This is a genomic window from Haladaptatus pallidirubidus (assembly GCF_020700235.1).
Lineage (GTDB): Archaea > Halobacteriota > Halobacteria > Halobacteriales > Haladaptataceae > Haladaptatus > Haladaptatus pallidirubidus.
Map to the genome: position 1 here is coordinate 168659 of NZ_CP085305.1, position 16303 is coordinate 184961.

Below are 16303 nucleotides of genomic sequence, written 5' to 3' on the forward strand. Positions count from 1 at the left end.
TGGATAGAATTGCTGGAACCTACAATACGGGATGGAAAAGAAGTTGCAGAACGGAGAATTATTGTGGTACTGAGAAACGAATATATACCCCGATGAACCTTGTCTAAAGGACATGAACTCCGTTCAGGAGATGAAAGGTGCGAGTATCGTCGTTGAAACGTGTGCTGCTATCGAACCCGGAGAGGACGTTCTCGTCGTCTCCGATTGGCAGGTCGCGAATGTTGCCGAGCGCGTCACCGCTGCTGCAAAGGAACGTGATGCGAACGTGTCGATGATCCTCATGGATCCACGCAAGTACGACGGAAACGAGCCCGAGGAAACTGTCGCCGCTGCAATGATGGAAGCCGACGTCATTATTACGCCCGTTCACCGTTCAATCACTCACTCTAGCGCCGTCGCACGTGCAAAGGAGCAGGGGGCTCGTGTCATTAGCATGGTGAAATTCACGAGCGAACAGCTGATCCGTGGAGGTCTCTATGCCGACTATCGAGGGATGCGACCGCACTGTGAGGAAATGGCACGGAAGTTCTCTCAGGCCAGCGAGGCCCGCATTACTTCCCCGCAGGGAACTGACGTGACCGTTGGTCTCGAAGACCGCGACGGCAATGCTCACCCTGGTATCGCTGACGAGCCAGGTGAATTTACCGCACTTGTGCATATCGAGTCGAACATCGCCCCGGTCGAGGGTACAACTGACGGAACAGTCATCTTCGATGGAGCAATCCCAAACCTCGACATTGGCGTGCTGGAGACGCCGGTCGAGATGGAGATCGAGGACGGTGCCGTCACGTCAGTTGAGGGTGGACGCGAGGCAGAGCGCATTGCGAACGTCTGGGCCGAGCATGACGACCCCGCGGTGTACAATATCGCGCAGCTTGCGGTCGGCATGAACCCCGAGTGCCCCGAATTTAACGGATGGTTCTCAAACGACCATGGACGGTACGGCAACGTTCACTTCGGTATCGGGACGTCGAGCAACCTTGGTGGGACAACACGCGCTCCCGTTCACTTCGATGCGATGATGGCTGAGCCAACGCTTGAACTGGACGGTGAGATCGTGCTCACGGACGGCGAGTTCACGTTCTTCTAGAGCGTCTTTCCTCCCTACTTTCGAATATCTATATGTCTATCCACTGTTAAACTACACTCTTTAATTGACAATCTGTATAATTGTTGCGCAAGATTAATAACGTTGGGCAATATCGGTTTCCCATGTATGCCAAATGGAAACAATGACCGCTCCGTGACTCGACGGTCGGTTCTGAAGTATTCAGGGGTAGCATCGACAATGGCGCTCAGCGGCCTAGCTGGCTGTTCCGGCCTCACCGGCATTGGTGGAAATAACTCTGGATCGGATGGTTCGTACCCTTCCGGTGATCTTACCTATATCGTACCGTTCTCTGAAGGTGGCGGGACAGACACATACGCTCGACAGGTTATTCCCGAAATGGCGAATGAACTCGGCGTCAACATCGCAATCGAAAACATTCCTGGTGCGGCATCCCTCCGAGGAACCGGCCAACTTTACCACTCTAAGCCCGATGGTCAGACGTTCGGTGGATTCAATCCACCCTCTACGCCAGTTTCGGCAATGGTCAATCCGCCCGACTATGACATGAAGAAACTCGTCGGCGTCGGTACTTATGCACGGACGCCGTTCGTCATCGTCGCCAACCCTAAATACGAGATCAAGGATTTCTCCGATCTCATCAGTCGATACCAGAACGGAGATCTCAAGAAATTCGGCGGGAAGGAAAGGGGTGGCGTCGATCACGTCCTGGCCCTCTTGATGAAAGGTAATTCCGATTACAACCTTGCCTGGAACCAGTATGTTGGATACGACGGCTCTGGGCCAGCCGTGCAGGCGGTCGTCTCTGATGAGATCCCGATCTCGATCAGTACGGATACCGCTGCTGAGGCCGCTGCTTCTGACGATCGCGTCGACACTATCGTGTGTCTCTCCAGCGAAGGAACCAGTGTCTTCCCTGAACTTGCGAAAGTTAGTGACCAAGGGTTCCCGAATATTGACTTCCTCGGTCAGCTCAGCCGCGGCATGTTCCTTCCTCCCGAGACTTCGGACGATGTCGTTCAGACGCTCACGGAGGCACTCAAGACAGCTCTCCAAACCGACCGCGTCCAGAAATGGTCCGAAAATACTGGTAACGTCGTCGAATATGGTTCGCCTGATGCTGCTGAGAAGGCGGTCAAGGATGCCTTCGAGCAAGTCCCCAAGAACGTGGATCTTGAAAAGGTTCGCAATGAAGCTTAGGCTAAGAGCGGTGGTCTGCAGAGGGGACTACATTTATAGCGGTTAGCGGAGAACACAACGATTAGGTATGAGGGACAATAACAATGAAGTCATATATTAAATATCGAGGTTTATCATGACTGTACAGGAGTTATATCAACATTTCATAGAAGATGTCATGGATGGAGAAAAGGTACTGGAAGCAACCATGGTGATCATCTCTGGCTATATGCTCTGGGGAACAACCACGTTTAGCATCGACAGCGCTGCCCAGTTTCCTAGGCTCGCTGCGTCCGTGGTCTTCACTGGATCAATTCTTCTCCTCGTCCGTAATTACCTGCCGGCATCAATCCGACGGATGTTGGTCAGCGACGGGGGAACGTTCGAGGCCAGTGAGGAACTCACCGAGCAACAGGAGTCCACAGAGCAGGATCTAGCCATGACCGAAGAGGGCGTCTCGTCGGTTAACCGACCTCTGCACGACTCAGTATTCACCGCGCTTTCGATTGTGGGGTATGCCCTGCTTGGCTACGCTATCGGACTCCTCTGGGCTAGTCCGTGGTTCGTTATCGTGTACGCCCGATGGTACCGCATCGATCTCCTCCGAACTGCCATATTGACGGTCGTTGCCTTCGCCATCGCGTACAGCTTCATGGTGGTTCTCAATGTATCCATGGCTACGGGTGCGATCCTGACGCTAGGGGGTGCTTCATGGCTGGTATAATCGGGCCGCTCATTGAAGCTGCAGACACGCTCTTGACGTGGCCGACCCCACTCTGGGTGGTTGTAGGACTCATCCTTGGGATGATTGCTGGTGCGCTTCCGGGTGTCGGCTCTTCGCTCGGGATGGCGATAGTCCTGCCGCTCACACTCCCCCTTGGGCCAATTAATGCCCTTGTCCTGCTTGTGAGCATGTATAGTGGGGCGATGTACGGCGGTAGTATCTCAGCGATCCTGGTAAACGTCCCGGGAACTGGAGCAGCGGCAGCGACGACGTTCGATGGATATCCAATGTCAAAACAGGGACGAGCCGTCGAGGCCCTGTCCATTTCTGCAACGTCTTCCGCGATCGGCGGCTTTCTCAGTGTCCTTACTCTGATCCTTCTTTCACCCGTCCTCATCGAAGTCGTGTTACTGTTCGGAACACCAGAGTACTTTCTCATGGCAGTCCTCGGGCTTTCAATGATCGGCGTCGTCGCCCACGGTTCGGTCGTCAAGGCGATCGTCGCCGGTGCATTCGGCATGATGCTAACTACAATCGGCATTGCACCAAACTCTCCCGAGCTCCGATACACGTTCGGTATGTTGTCGCTCTACGACGGTATCGACTTCATCGCGGCGTTAATCGGAATGTTCGCAATCGCAGAGATGATCAAGCTCTCCGCTCAAAGCGGCGGTATCGCTGAAAGAGGGATCAAACTCACCGGAAATGTCTTCAACGGCGTGCGTGCGGCAATCCGTCGTCCAATCACGATCATCAAATCTAGCTTTATCGGTATGTTCATCGGCGCTGTGCCTGGTTCGGGTGCGACCGTTGCGAATTTCATTTCGTACGGCGAGGCAATGCGGAGTTCCGATAATTCCGACGACTTCGGAAGCGGAAAACCCGATGGGGTGATCGCCTCTGAGGCATCAAACAACGGGACAATCGGCGGCTCGCTGATCCCAACTATCTCGTTCGGTATCCCAGGAAGTGGATCGACCGCAGTTCTCTTGGGTGGCCTATTGATGCACGGCCTCCGGCCTGGACCCCAGCTGTTCCAGACACAGCTCGCGACGACGTACACCTTCATGCTTGCTCTCTTAGTCGGAAATATATTCATCCTCCTCGTGGGCGTATTTCTCGTCACTCGACTCGGACTCCTCACGAAGATTGATACCCACTATATCGTCCCGACGATCGTTGTACTGTCGTTGGTTGGCGGGTATACGCTTCGAACGAACTGGATCGACGTTGCTACAGTAGTCGGTCTCGGTCTGTTCGGCTATCTCATGGTTAAATACGATTACTCCATCATCGCGTTCGTTCTCGGTGTCGTTCTCGGACCAATTGCAGAGGAGAACCTTCTCCGTTCGCTGCAACTCTCTGGCGGCTCTTACTCGATCTTCGTAACCAAACCACTCTCTCTGGTGATCGTCATCGCGATCCTCGTCATCCTTTTTGGCCCTGCGATCAAGCCACGGATCGAACGTTTGATCTCTTGAGATAGATTATGTTTTTGTCACTACCGGAATTATTCACGGTTCGCCAGGGGAGATACCATGAGTGATCTCGTCGAAAACGATACTAGTGGAAAGCAACGTGATACCCTCGTCATGTCTGGAGGAGTGGCTCTTAGCATTGTGCCGATTCTCTGGAGCGTTCTTGTACCGCCGCCACACGGATTTACTCCGGAGATGCAGAGCGTCCTCGCCGTCTTCGCATTCTCGCTTGTTCTCTGGCTCAGCAAGGCAGTCCCCTACGTCATCTCGGCCACAATCTCCGTCGTTCTCCTCTTTGCACTTGGCGGTGTAGACACGTTTCAAGACGCCACGATTGGGTTTGCATCTTCGCTCGTGTTTTTTCTCCTTCTGTTGTTACTCCTCGGACAGGCGATCTCAAAGGTCGACCTCGACGCGTGGTTTGCCTCGCGACTTCTCTCTGCAGGCGGACACTCTCACCGTCCGATTCGAGCGCTCTCCGGGTACATGCTCGCACTGTCATTCGTCATGCCTTCTGCAGTCGCTCGAACGGTCACATTTATTCCGGTTGTCCGCCAGATGACGGAAGCCTACGGATTAGGCCATGACAGCGACTTCGAGCGAACGTCGTTTCTCGTTCTCGGACACATAAACCCGATTGCATCGATGACCCTAATGACAGGCGGTGGAATGGCAATCATCACCTCGGAGCTCGTTCAAAGTGAGATCCAACCAATCACGTGGGTTGAATGGGCTACCCTGATGATCCCACCGGTCGTCGTTCTCTACGTGCTGTCCGCGTTCACCGCCGAACGGTTCTACGATGCACGATCCGAGGTTGAAGATGCGACTCCTGACGATACTAGCCCGTCTCAACTCACCGACGATTTGGAGGTCACTCCCGATTTCGAATTTAGTCACGATCAACTCATTGTCGGTTCGGTTATGGTCAGCGCTGTCGTGCTATGGATCATTGGATCATTCATCGGGATTCCTACGATCGTTCCCGCTGCCCTTGCCGTCGGAGTGCTCGCACTCCCGGATATCGGCATCATCACGGCGGACGACGTCTCGGAGGTAAGTTGGGGAATCTTGTTCGTGATTGGGACGATGTTCTCTATCCTCCACGCAATGGAGACGACTGGTACGCTCACGTACCTCGTGGACTTGATCACGAATATGATCCCATTTGGTTCCCTCGTCTACTGGCAGATCGTGGCAATCCTGCTTGCACTCGCAGTTCTGATTCGGGTGTTCTTTTCAACTGCCTCGGCGGCGATTATTGTCGTGCTCCCCATCATTATCCGGTTCGGTGAAACGCTCGGCATCAATCGGCTCTACCTCGCACTCTCTGTTCTCCTGATCGTCGGCTCGACCACCATCTTACCCTTCAACACGACGGCAGTTCTTCTCTCGTTCGATCGGGGTCCGCTTTCGAAAATTGACGTCATCGTATTTGGCCTCGTAACGATGGTTTACGCCGCGTTCGTCATCGTGTTCGCCTGGACGATCTACTGGCCGTTGCTTACCTGAATGGCCACTCTATCGGCCTACGGCTGACCATCCATCTATCAAGAGTCCAGCTCTCTCCCCATACAAACGAGCCACACGCTTATTATCTCCTGGTTCATCGTATCGAACAATGCCAATCATTGTAGCAGTCGATGGAGATCGATCAGAGGAGATACTCGTTACAGAAGGAGAGAAGCTGGCCAAGGCCTTTGACCTAGAACTTCAAGTTGTTCACGTAATGAACCGTGACTCGTTCCGTGACCTCGAAGAACAGTCCGTCGAAGATACTGGAAAAACCATTAGTCTTGATGATATTCGTTCGATGGCACGGGAGATCGCCTCCGCTGCGATCTCCGATGCAGGGGTAGACGCCACCGCCGTCGGGCTGGTCGGTGACCCTGCGAACGAGGTCGTGAAATATGCGAAAAACCACGCCACCCCGTATCTCGTGATTGGTGGAAAGAAGCGTTCGGCCGTTGGGAAAGCACTCTTCGGAAGCACCACCCAGTCGATCCTCCTCAACTCCGATATCCCGGTGGTCACCGTGATGGGCAAGTAACCGGCAGAAATCTATGTCCGAAAGTATACGACTTTCTCAACAGCTTTGGATTACGATTCATCTATGAGCAACGATGAGACGGATCTTCCTCGGTCGAGGAGGAATTCCCCACCTCCGAATATATCGGCGTAGGTTATTTTCAGAACGCGTGACGATGCCACCCGCCGTCGACGGGAATGACCGCACCGGTGAGATATCCTGCAGCCGGCGAAGATACGAATGAGACCGTCCGAGCGAACTCCTTCGGTTGGCCGAGTTCGTTTAGCGCCAGTTCGTCCGTACGAAGTTCTAGCGCCTCATCTTTGGTGATCCCCTCCCGTTCAGCAAGCGATGCGAGTTTTTGCTCGATCCGGTCGGACATTACGCCGCGGGGTGCGACGCAGTTGACGCGAATTCCGTCCTCGCCGTACTCGTCGGAAAGAACTTTTGAGAGGCCATATATTCCCGGACGGAAGACATTGCCGATGACGCCACCAGCCGAGGGTTCGAGCGTCGATGCTGCCACCAAGTTCGTGATAGCGCCGCCATCACTTAGTGCGGGGAGAGCCTCCTCACAGACGAGAACGGTGCTCCGTAGGATAGTCTGATAGCCTTCGTCGAAGTCTTCGATGGAGAGGGTGGGGAATCGGCTCGTCTGTGGACCACCATGATTCGTTACGAGAACGTCAAGTCCACCAAGCCGACTGATGGCCTCGCGTGTCGCATCCCGCACCATGTCTTCGTCGCCAAGATCGCAGATAACGTGATCAATGGCGTCTTCCGCACACGCTGTCTCTCGCTGAATTTCCTCAACCGCACCCCTGAGTTGGTCAGCGTCCCGCGCCGTGATGATAACCGACGCACCCTCTCGAACGAGCTCCGTTGCGACTGCTTTACCGAGTCCACGGCTCGCCGCAAGTACGAAAGCTCGTTTTCCCGTGAGTCCTAAGTCCATATACTTCGCAGGTAGTCACCAGACAAAAACTTATGTGTCGAAAAAACTTCGTATGCAAAAGGCAGCGTACGGATCGGTTATGACAGAGCTGATCCTGAGAGGTCGTCCAATCATAATATCACGAAGTAGTGGTGAATCTGGCCGCGTCCTCATGAAGTGAGGACGTCGAGTAGTTCAGTGACATCGTCGAGATTCTCAAGTCGTTCAAACAGGCTTATAGACTCACTAGCCCTCTCCTTGGGGAGGACGTGGGCGACACAACGTCCGTACTTATGTTCAAGTTCCTTGTCTGTCATTGGGTTGTCAGCGGATCCCTTTGGCGCGGGGATCCTTACAGACTCCTCGGTTCCATCGGTTAGTCTCACAATCACCTCGGCACCCCAGTCATCGTTTGCGAATTCCTCGGGTCGCTCCTGGATCGTGACACGATCTAGTGGGACGTTCTGTCGGTCGCCTTCGACGGCTTCTAACGTGAAGTGGTCGAACCAGACATCACCGTTACGGAGAGCCGAGGTGACACAATACTGGACGCTGAACTTGGCGTCGAGCGGCGTCCGGGGATACGGGCGGTTGGTGTGACCTAGCCGTCTCGGGTGTTCTTCGATTTCGATTGATTTGACGCATTCGAGGTCGAGATTACCATCAAGGTTTTCACGGATCGCAAGGGCAGCATCGATTGCTCCATGGGTACTTCCACAGCAGGGATAGGGCTTGAATCCAACTTTGGGCGAGAGGATTTTCCATGGATTGCCGAGTTTCTCAATATGGTCGGCGAAGTCGTAGCCGGGGGTTCCTTGAAAAAGATCACAAAAGCCACCAAAGTCAGTCTCAAGCGCGTCAGGATTTGATGTGAATCCCTCTTCGGCGAGTTGCGCGGCCTCAATGGCCGATCGGGCTGCTCGGCCAACGTGGTAGGATTTTGTCATCGTCCCGAAATTTGCCTTGATTCCGCCCGCCTGAGATGCTGCAATCCCAACCGCGTATCGGAGTGTGTCGTCATCCTGATCACACAGGGCTCCGACAGCGGTCGCAGCACCGACGGTGCCGAGGATCGCAGTCGGGTGCCAGCCCCGTTCGTAGTGACCCGGATTGAGCACGTTCGCCAAGGTGATCTCGACTTCTGTCCCGAGAATGAAAGCCCGGAGAAACTCTTTCCCAGACGCGTTTTGTTGCTCCGAGATAGGGAGCAAAGCACTCAGTACCGGCGAGGACGGGTGGCCGCCCATATCCGGATGTACGTCGTCGAAGTCAAGTGCATGTGCAAGAATTCCGTTCAGGAGCCCGGCATCGCCTAGAGATGCGCGGATCGGTGTCCCGGGCACACGAGCAGTGCTGAGCCCATGGTTGAGATCTTGGCGTTTCGCTGCGCGTATCCGTTCGAATGGTTGTGTCTTGGTTGCTGCGATTGAGACGCCCAGCGTGTCTCGGATCATTAATTTCGCATGCTCAGTCACACTCTCTGGAATATCGTTGTATTCAACTCCGGTGACGAACTCACAGAGCTGTTCGGTTGGATCTACCGTCCGCTGGACGGGTGAACTCATGTTTTGAATAATGAGAAGTTGCGTGATAAAGGTCACTGTCCGACTAATAGTCTACGAGGGAGTCCTCCTTCACATATTGATCGTTACTGCATTCCTATAAAGTATTATAGTAGTATAATTTTTGATACAAATCGAAGACCGACTTCGATTCCCTAAGCAGGGATACCAGTCGGAAGTAACACTCCGTTCACCCAGAGTTGACTGGATGCTCTCTCATTCGTACTTCTGGGTTGTTATCAGCGTGCATTTAGACTGTGAGCGGCAATGCGAAGAGCCCGAAGACAATCGGAACACATCAACGTTTGCCGTTCATGATTACAGACGCTCGAGACGTCGCCCGCAATACACCTCGTGCGGAAGCGATCGATACGAGCCACTAATTAATCGTTTCTTCGGCAGCCCTCTGAAACAGTATCAATAATGTCATTTTCTAATAAAGGTCAATTATATTATAGTCCATGATTTGAGGTCTACAGTATCATCTTTGAGATTGAACCCACGACAACAGGTTTCTCACGGCGTTACACAAAAGACGATTGACGCACCGTCGACAGCGAATTTATCAGAATACTTGTAGAAAAATGTACAAGCGGAAACTGCGTTTTTTGCCGTTTCGAAGCCTCTATAGTGATTAAATAGTATCGAGATTAATGATGGCGTCAAACTAGTACTGTTCATCGTTGAGCTAGATGCGGTCACATCAACCGCACTGAGGTCTGAGCTGTAGGTTAGCCTTCCGAACCGGAAACGCGCGGTGATTCTAGTTTAGAAATAAAATGCAAAAATAATATACAGTATTCGAAATTGGCGATTTTGGAAGTCGTAGTCGAACACGCAGCGTTCCCGATTGCACTACTGTATCTTCTTGCTTCAGAACTCTCTGTCGGCTGATTGATGGAGTGAGGAGAACGATCTCGGTGCGCTGCGCACCGCACGCACGTCGTCTTTTTCCGTACGGTTGTCTACCGACATGGGGTGAGAGCCGGTTTTCGCATCGGTCGCTCAGAAGTAAGCGTCAAGCTTCTCGGCCCACGCCTCGTTGGCGTTGTGCATCCGACCGACGATGTGAGGTGTGAACCACATTGTATCAGTAGAGCAACGAACTATTGAGCAAGAGCGGTTCCTCGTCCCAGACGGTAGCGACCAGCGTAATCTCGCCGCCGAGGATGCGCTCGTAGACAACCTCTTAGGTCAATTGTACCGGTGCGCGTAATCAGGACGACGCAGCCTCCGGTAACGCACACCGTGATTAGCCACCTGGTGGTTCACAAGTCAGATAATTTGAATAATTCGCGTAACGGCGATTCGTCGCCGGAGTCAGATCCAAGTCGGAACTGTGAGTGGATTCACTTATAATATCGTAAATCACTTTCTATGCTGAGTCCGTAGTTATACTAGTGGCTGATGACCGTGGCGGACAATGGCTCGATATTAGGTACGTGCCCGTTCTGCCGGGCAGCGGTTCCAGAAAGTAGCCTTCACCTTGAATACAAGGTGCAGACAGAGCGTACGGTGTATGCAGAGTGTCCTGGTTGTCGTGAAATCATCCGCCCAGAATAATCGTCCTCGCGAAAAGTTGCCGATCAATGCTCTAATGGTCTGAATCTCCTACGAGGGCTTTAAATCGTAAGCAGAAGTACCCACCCCGAAACCTCCGAATCGATCTATGCGCAGTTCATGATCGGATCTCTCGCGGACTAGTTGTCTTTCCAAGCGTGTAGTAGGTAATTGAGATTGTCTTTATTCTCAACGAGGTAGATGTGCAAGAGCCAGACGATAGATAGAGGGTGTTGCTACACACTGCAAATCGGTGGTCTTTTCGGCACCAAAACCAAGAAGAAATTACGTACTGTATTTGAATTCTTTTGAGGATGGAATCTGCGTTTGTGACGGAATCACTTTGATGGGCGCTTTCGTTCTGTCCCGGTGTGACCACCACTGGCGACTTTCAACGGCTAGTTGTCGGCAATGACGGCGACGACCGCGTCATAGAGGCAGTCGATGACGTCGACAGTTCGTCGACCACCTCATGGGTGTCGTGCAGTCATGCAGAGCATCAAAAGCTAGCTGAGCCTATAGTGACCTTTGGATAGTATCATTTCTTGGATTTAGCCTTCTAGCCGAGGAGTTATGTTAAACACTGACTTCTTTATCGTATGGTCAACGACTACTCGTTCCTTGATAACCTCGAACTGGATGGCGAGATTTCTCAGGCCCAATCCGACCGGAGAAATCACGCTGGCGATTTCGGTACTCGTGATGAGGACGAAGTTGAGCCGAACGTCGTCGTTTTTGCTAAATCAACTACGGATGTTTCTACGATCGTCAGTGCGGCTAATGATCATGACATCCCGGTCACACCGTATGCTGCCGGAACGGGACTAGAGGGTAACGCTACGCCAATTGAAGGCGGAATTAGTCTTGACACCACTCGAATGGATTCTGTTCGCGAAATTCGACCTGATGACCTCCAGATCGATGTGGAGGCAGGCGCTATTGGTGACGAGGTCAACGAGGCTCTTGAGCGATATGGGTTGTTCTTTCCACCGTTGCCGTCTTCGGGAGCGATTTCGACGATTGGTGGGATGATCGCTACCGACGCGTCCGGGCAACGAACGGTCAAGTATGGTGAAGTCGCAGACTGGGTGCTCGCATTAGAGGTGGTATTGCCGGATGGATCTGTCATTGAGGCTGGGAGTAAAGCGGTCAAGACCTCTAGCGGATACAATTTAAAGGAGTTGCTTGTCGGAAGTGAAGGAACGCTAGGCATCATCACGTGCGCGACGCTCAAACTCGCTGGCCGTCCCGAGCAAGTGAAGGGTGGGCGCGCTGTTTTCCCGACTTTGAATGACGCTACTGAAGCGATCTCCGATGCGGTTACATCGGGAGTGGACGTGGCAAAGATTGAACTCATTGATGACCGGACAGCTCTGTTGGCCAACGATTACGCCGATACTGATCTGCCAGAACAACCAATGGTGTTCGTCGAATTCCATGCCAATCACGGTATTGACGAGGAGATCGATTTCTGTCGAACTATCTTTGAAACACATGAGCTTGAACGGATGGAGATCGCTGCTGGAGAAAAGATGGAGCAGCTCTGGCAAGTCCGGAAAGACATTACTTATGCTGCCGAAGAGTACGATCCTGATCTCGATATTGGGCCGCCGGGGGACGTGACCGTCCCCATTAGCCAGTATCCGGAAATGATCGCTGAAGTCCGTGCCATTGCCGAAGAATACGACTTCTTTGTACCTTGTTTTGGCCACGCCGGCGACGGCAATCTTCATTATTTCGTGCTGGCTGACTATGACGATCCCGAGGAGGCCGCCCATGCTCAGGAGGCATACGCTACACTTGTAGAGCGTGCTATCAAGCTCAATGGGACTGCAACCGGCGAGCACGGCATTGGCGTCGGTAAACGCAAATTCATGGAACGAGAGCATGGTGAGGCTGCAGTTGATGCGATGCGAGCGATCAAACAAGCGCTTGACCCGAAAGAGACTCTCAATCCAGGGAAGATTTTCCCGCCGAAAGATGATAGTGAGGATGAAGATAGTCGCGATGAATCGGAATCCTTGGAGATAGACACAGATAGTGGATAGCTGAGAGCTCAGTGAAACTGTTAGTCGGTCATCGTCGGCTCAGTGTTTGATTGGGATTTTTGTTTCCTATCTGTTTGGTGAGCGAAATAAGTGGCGAGGGTGGGCCCAACGATAAGCATCCAGACGCTGAATAGCGCGGGGAGAAGGGCTGCGAGAGGACTGAAGAAGGTGATGGCAAGTGCAGTAGCTAGCCCGGAGTTCTGCAGTCCAACCTCGAATGTACAGGCACGAATGCGATCTTCTGGCATTTTAGCGGTATAGCCGATCGTATACCCGGATGCGAGACCAATTGTATTGTGGATGATCATCGCAGCAAGTGCAACAGCACTGACAGTCAGAATGTTATCAGCGTTGAGCCCGACCACAGCAGCAACGATAGCGACGATAGCGATAACGCTAATCGATGGAAAGGCAGCTAAACTAGCCTTTGCAGTGGTTGGTGCCTTTCGTTCCAATAATTGGCGGATTGTGAGCCCAGCTACGACGGGAAGCAAAACGATGAAGAGGATCTCTTGAAACATCTCCACGAATGTGACCTGAATTTGTGTTCCCACCAGGAAGAATACCCAAGCTGGCATGACGATTGGCGCAACAATGGTGGTGAGTGATGTAATTGCTATTGAAAGAGCAACGTCGCCCTTTCCTAAATACGTCATCACATTTGAGGATGTACCACCTGGTGCAGCCCCAAGCAGGATGATACCAATCCCAATCTCGGTCGGGAGGTTGAAGGCTTGTACTAAGAGATAAGCTGTTATTGGCATGATTGTCCACTGGGCGAGTGATCCAATCAGAACGTCTCTTGGCCGTTCGATAATCCGTTTGAGATCCGGCGGAGTAAGCGTAAGGCCCATGCCTAGCATGACAACTCCCAATAGTGGGGAAATATACTCTCCAATCCACGTGAAGACGTCAGGCTGAGAGAGAGCGAATGACGAAGCGGCAATCACCCAAACAACAAAATACTTGTTAATAAAGTCGGATACTCTCTCCACCTTGTCTAACTTTGCCATGCTTGTCTTAATACTGTCAATGGTATAATCATCCACTGATACAGGCAAACAAATCTTCCTATGGCCAGTACGCGTCGATTCAGAAGTGAACCCTTGCCGAGGAAGAAGACCTCAACCAACCAGTGGCTGATGATACCATCGAACGCCTCCTGTTGTTCGGCTACCTCTACGATGTCGACGACGAAATCGAGGTCAAACCGCGTGATGCTGGGTTCATGAACCTGGGCGCCAGAGTGGGGGTGCCAACAGGAGTACGACACTGGGATTTCAATGAACGCACGAGCAACCGGCAATGAGCAACACTACCAGATTATTCTCCAGGAGCGAGGGTAGCTAACCCTGAGTCATTCTACTGCAACTCTGGACTGTTCGTTACTGACCAGCATAACAGACGCTAGTTATGTTAAAGTCCATGGGGCTGTCATTCCTGTACCAGCAGGTGATGGCCATATGCGGCGATGATTGAAAGGATTGTCTAGCGTGCTGCGACGGGTTGTAAAGTGGGCTGGTTTAGACCAGTGAATTGTCTTCCGTGAATTAGCAGAGGGACTGTCATTGGTAGTGGGTCACTGGAACTATCTGGATGGGTGCTGGTGACTGTTTACGATGTTGGAATTCACTCGAATGACGGATGTTTCACGCCGGGTAGATACTGTTTCTGCCGGCCGACTGCACCATTGGGTGTGATAGCTTGTGAGCGGTGATGAGTTGTTGGGTGGCCAGTGGTTCCGGCTAGGGTGGTCATCGGAAGGGTAGACGTGGTCGGTCAATTAAATTGTGCAAAGGATACCTACCAGATTTGTTCGGTCTATTTAAATAAGAACAGCCGTTCTATTGGTCACGGATTCCAAATAAATCAGGTGGTTATACGATGACGTATCACTCAAATTCACAGGATCAGAAAGTAGATGAAAGTGAAAAAGGCGGCCAGACACAAGGCCCGAGATATGCGACCGTTCTATTGGAACTGGATGAGGAGCACGAGTCCTCAGACGATGATATAGCACCGGGAAGATCCGCAGTCACGCGGAGACAGCTACATCACTTTAATCTAGTTGATGACGAGACTGTCGTTCTACTCTACCATTTCCAAGGAGATCTCGACCAGATTGAGACAGTACTTGATGCTGCACCAGACGTATTGAACTACGGTCTCGTCGACCAGGGAGAGGGTGGAGGGTTCGCGTATATCCATTGTGAACTCGATGATCCTGTTAGATCGATCGTTTCGACGCTGCATCTATTTGAGGTTGTTCTCGATATGCCGTTGGAGTTTACAACCGATGGCTCGGTCAAGGCAACACTGATCGGTGAGGAGCCAGCGCTCGGAGAGGCACTTGAAGCGATCTCCGGGATTGTTAATATCCATCTCGAGAAGACAGGAACGTACCGACCTGGAGCTCGGGATCTTGGAGCGACACTCACGGATCGACAGTATCAGATACTGACAGTTGCCGTCCGAGAAGGCTATTACGAGGTACCAAGAGGGTCGACACTCGAAGACGTCGCAGCAGAGATAGATCTCAGTCGAGCAACTGTCGGGGAACACCTCCAGAAGATCGAGGCAAAAGTGCTCTCGCGGATTGTTCAGTAAATTCCACAAGGATATTCGATCGTCGCAACTCATACTCTGGCGCTAATGAAATAAATGGTTTCCAAGTGTCGCAGGCGTTAGAGAAGGTAAGTAGGTGCCGAATATCTCCGGCAGCGATCCTATTTAATCGGACCACAATCGGACAGACATGCAGTTCACTCCAGTCAAGACGATCCTTGCACTCATCCTCGTCTACGGGACGTACGTCGGGGTCTACCTTGCGAGTCCAGCACCGTTATACGCGACAACGATCAGTTCCCTTCTATTCCTTATTTTCGGGGCCGTAGTGTGGTGTATCGGGGCCCAGTTCGGTGCTCATAGAATAAACCATCAGAAGTCAAGCCAGGGAGTCCGAGCAAACCAATCGCAGACAAAAGCAGGCTCATCTGAATGAATCCGGTGAGCATGCTCTTGCATCGCATGTTCGGAGAACCACGCGGAATAGCTGGACGCCTCGGCGGACGGTTAATGACAGGAAAGGATAAGCGCGCGATGGCCGAGTGGGTTCTCTCGGAATTGGCTGTTGAGCCGACTGACCGGATCTTGGAAGTCGGCTTCGGTCCGGGTCTTGGCATAGAGGTTGCGTCAGCTGCAACGTCGGACGGATTTGTCGCTGGTATTGATTACTCACACGAGATGGTTGAAATGGCACGAAAACGGAATGCAGCTGCCGTTGAGACAGGTCACGTTGATCTGCGATATGGTTCAGCTGACGAGATTCCCTCCGAGGATGCAGTGTTCGATACGATTTTCTCTATTAACTCGATGCAAGTGTGGCCCGATGCTGCCGCCGGTCTCAAAGAGATGCGACGTGTGTTGAAACCTGGTGGCCGAATTGCCGTTGCATTTACACCGATTGCGGGTCAATCTCAAGATGAACTGCGACCGCTCCTTACAAGAGTAGGGTTTGATGACATTCGAGTTGAGAAACAAGAGATAGGTATCTGTGCTATCGCGGAGAAGCATATGGATTCATAGTGAGTGGTCTATCCCTCGTGCTCCAATGGGAATTTGTCAAAACGAAGAGTCCGGTAGCGAGTGCGTTTCGCTCAATCACTTCCGTCAGCATCCGTTGACGAGAAAAAGAAATAGAGGTTAGTTCGGCAGTTCCTT

Annotated in this window: 15 protein-coding genes; 12 read left to right on the forward strand and 3 right to left on the reverse strand. The window is 52.3% G+C overall.

Annotated elements, in window-relative coordinates; genetic code table 11:
• Nucleotides 1–112 precede the first annotated feature (112 nt).
• From LIX15_RS27715 to LIX15_RS27740, 6 genes are all read left to right on the forward strand, one after another.
• A complete protein-coding gene (locus LIX15_RS27715; protein WP_227778453.1) occupies nucleotides 113–1090 on the forward strand; it encodes an aminopeptidase in 978 nt (325 codons plus the stop codon).
• A 126-nt stretch (nucleotides 1091–1216) separates the two neighbouring features.
• Complete coding sequence (locus tag LIX15_RS27720; RefSeq protein ID WP_227778454.1) at nucleotides 1217–2269, forward strand: Bug family tripartite tricarboxylate transporter substrate binding protein; 1053 nt, start codon at nucleotides 1217–1219, stop codon at nucleotides 2267–2269.
• 115 nt (nucleotides 2270–2384) lie between these two features.
• Nucleotides 2385–2972, forward strand: a complete 588-nt coding sequence (locus tag LIX15_RS27725) for a hypothetical protein (protein WP_227778455.1) — start codon at nucleotides 2385–2387, stop codon at nucleotides 2970–2972.
• A complete protein-coding gene (locus tag LIX15_RS27730; RefSeq protein WP_227778456.1) occupies nucleotides 2960–4453 on the forward strand; it encodes a tripartite tricarboxylate transporter permease in 1494 nt (497 codons plus the stop codon). Before LIX15_RS27725 ends, LIX15_RS27730 begins: the two co-directional genes overlap by 13 nt.
• Before the next feature lie 57 nt (nucleotides 4454–4510).
• The gene (locus LIX15_RS27735) at nucleotides 4511–5962 is read left to right on the forward strand and encodes an SLC13 family permease (RefSeq protein ID WP_227778457.1); all 1452 of its coding nucleotides are present in this window, start codon (nucleotides 4511–4513) and stop codon (nucleotides 5960–5962) included.
• 109 nt (nucleotides 5963–6071) lie between these two features.
• The gene (locus LIX15_RS27740; RefSeq protein WP_227778458.1) at nucleotides 6072–6500 is read left to right on the forward strand and encodes a universal stress protein; all 429 of its coding nucleotides are present in this window, start codon (nucleotides 6072–6074) and stop codon (nucleotides 6498–6500) included.
• Nucleotides 6501–6639: 139 nt separating this feature from the next.
• On the opposite strand, the gene LIX15_RS27745 is transcribed toward LIX15_RS27740, so the two are convergent.
• Nucleotides 6640–7434: an SDR family oxidoreductase gene (locus tag LIX15_RS27745; RefSeq protein WP_227778459.1), complete on the reverse strand. Its 795-nt coding sequence runs from the start codon at nucleotides 7432–7434 to the stop codon at nucleotides 6640–6642.
• 149 nt (nucleotides 7435–7583) lie between these two features.
• A complete protein-coding gene (locus tag LIX15_RS27750) occupies nucleotides 7584–8978 on the reverse strand; it encodes an MmgE/PrpD family protein (RefSeq protein WP_227778460.1) in 1395 nt (464 codons plus the stop codon).
• Nucleotides 8979–10050: 1072 nt separating this feature from the next.
• Here LIX15_RS27750 and LIX15_RS27755 point away from each other — a divergent pair.
• From LIX15_RS27755 to LIX15_RS27760, 3 genes are all read left to right on the forward strand, one after another.
• Complete coding sequence (locus LIX15_RS27755) at nucleotides 10051–10191, forward strand: hypothetical protein (protein WP_227778461.1); 141 nt, start codon at nucleotides 10051–10053, stop codon at nucleotides 10189–10191.
• Nucleotides 10192–10382: 191 nt separating this feature from the next.
• Nucleotides 10383–10538, forward strand: a complete 156-nt coding sequence (locus LIX15_RS33860; protein ID WP_438267235.1) for a DUF7837 family putative zinc-binding protein — start codon at nucleotides 10383–10385, stop codon at nucleotides 10536–10538.
• Between the two features lie 596 nt (nucleotides 10539–11134).
• A complete protein-coding gene (locus tag LIX15_RS27760) occupies nucleotides 11135–12583 on the forward strand; it encodes an FAD-binding oxidoreductase (RefSeq protein WP_227778462.1) in 1449 nt (482 codons plus the stop codon).
• Nucleotides 12584–12603: 20 nt separating this feature from the next.
• On the opposite strand, the gene LIX15_RS27765 is transcribed toward LIX15_RS27760, so the two are convergent.
• Nucleotides 12604–13596, reverse strand: coding sequence for a bile acid:sodium symporter family protein (locus LIX15_RS27765; RefSeq protein ID WP_227778463.1), 993 nt, complete (start codon nucleotides 13594–13596; stop codon nucleotides 12604–12606).
• A 122-nt stretch (nucleotides 13597–13718) separates the two neighbouring features.
• Here LIX15_RS27765 and LIX15_RS27770 point away from each other — a divergent pair, with 122 nt between their 5' ends.
• The 3 genes from LIX15_RS27770 (at nucleotide 13719) to LIX15_RS27780 (ending at nucleotide 16168) form a co-directional block, all read left to right on the forward strand.
• Nucleotides 13719–13892, forward strand: a complete 174-nt coding sequence (locus LIX15_RS27770) for a hypothetical protein (RefSeq protein WP_227778464.1) — start codon at nucleotides 13719–13721, stop codon at nucleotides 13890–13892.
• Between the two features lie 575 nt (nucleotides 13893–14467).
• Nucleotides 14468–15190: a helix-turn-helix domain-containing protein gene (locus LIX15_RS27775; protein WP_227778465.1), complete on the forward strand. Its 723-nt coding sequence runs from the start codon at nucleotides 14468–14470 to the stop codon at nucleotides 15188–15190.
• A 390-nt stretch (nucleotides 15191–15580) separates the two neighbouring features.
• Entirely contained in the window at nucleotides 15581–16168 is a 588-nt protein-coding gene (locus tag LIX15_RS27780) for a class I SAM-dependent methyltransferase (RefSeq protein ID WP_227778466.1), read from the forward strand.
• Nucleotides 16169–16303: the final 135 nt, after the last annotated feature.

Coding starts and splice junctions, on each gene's coding strand:
- LIX15_RS27715 (WP_227778453.1), top strand. CDS start 113: ATGAACTCCGTTCAGGAGATGAAAGGTGCGAGTATCGTCGTTGAAACG.
- LIX15_RS27720 (WP_227778454.1), top strand. CDS start 1,217: ATGCCAAATGGAAACAATGACCGCTCCGTGACTCGACGGTCGGTTCTG.
- LIX15_RS27725 (WP_227778455.1), top strand. CDS start 2,385: ATGACTGTACAGGAGTTATATCAACATTTCATAGAAGATGTCATGGAT.
- LIX15_RS27730 (WP_227778456.1), top strand. CDS start 2,960: ATGGCTGGTATAATCGGGCCGCTCATTGAAGCTGCAGACACGCTCTTG.
- LIX15_RS27735 (WP_227778457.1), top strand. CDS start 4,511: ATGAGTGATCTCGTCGAAAACGATACTAGTGGAAAGCAACGTGATACC.
- LIX15_RS27740 (WP_227778458.1), top strand. CDS start 6,072: ATGCCAATCATTGTAGCAGTCGATGGAGATCGATCAGAGGAGATACTC.
- LIX15_RS27745 (WP_227778459.1), bottom strand. CDS start 7,434: ATGGACTTAGGACTCACGGGAAAACGAGCTTTCGTACTTGCGGCGAGC.
- LIX15_RS27750 (WP_227778460.1), bottom strand. CDS start 8,978: ATGAGTTCACCCGTCCAGCGGACGGTAGATCCAACCGAACAGCTCTGT.
- LIX15_RS33860 (WP_438267235.1), top strand. CDS start 10,383: ATGACCGTGGCGGACAATGGCTCGATATTAGGTACGTGCCCGTTCTGC.
- LIX15_RS27760 (WP_227778462.1), top strand. CDS start 11,135: ATGGTCAACGACTACTCGTTCCTTGATAACCTCGAACTGGATGGCGAG.
- LIX15_RS27765 (WP_227778463.1), bottom strand. CDS start 13,596: ATGGCAAAGTTAGACAAGGTGGAGAGAGTATCCGACTTTATTAACAAG.
- LIX15_RS27775 (WP_227778465.1), top strand. CDS start 14,468: ATGACGTATCACTCAAATTCACAGGATCAGAAAGTAGATGAAAGTGAA.
- LIX15_RS27780 (WP_227778466.1), top strand. CDS start 15,581: ATGAATCCGGTGAGCATGCTCTTGCATCGCATGTTCGGAGAACCACGC.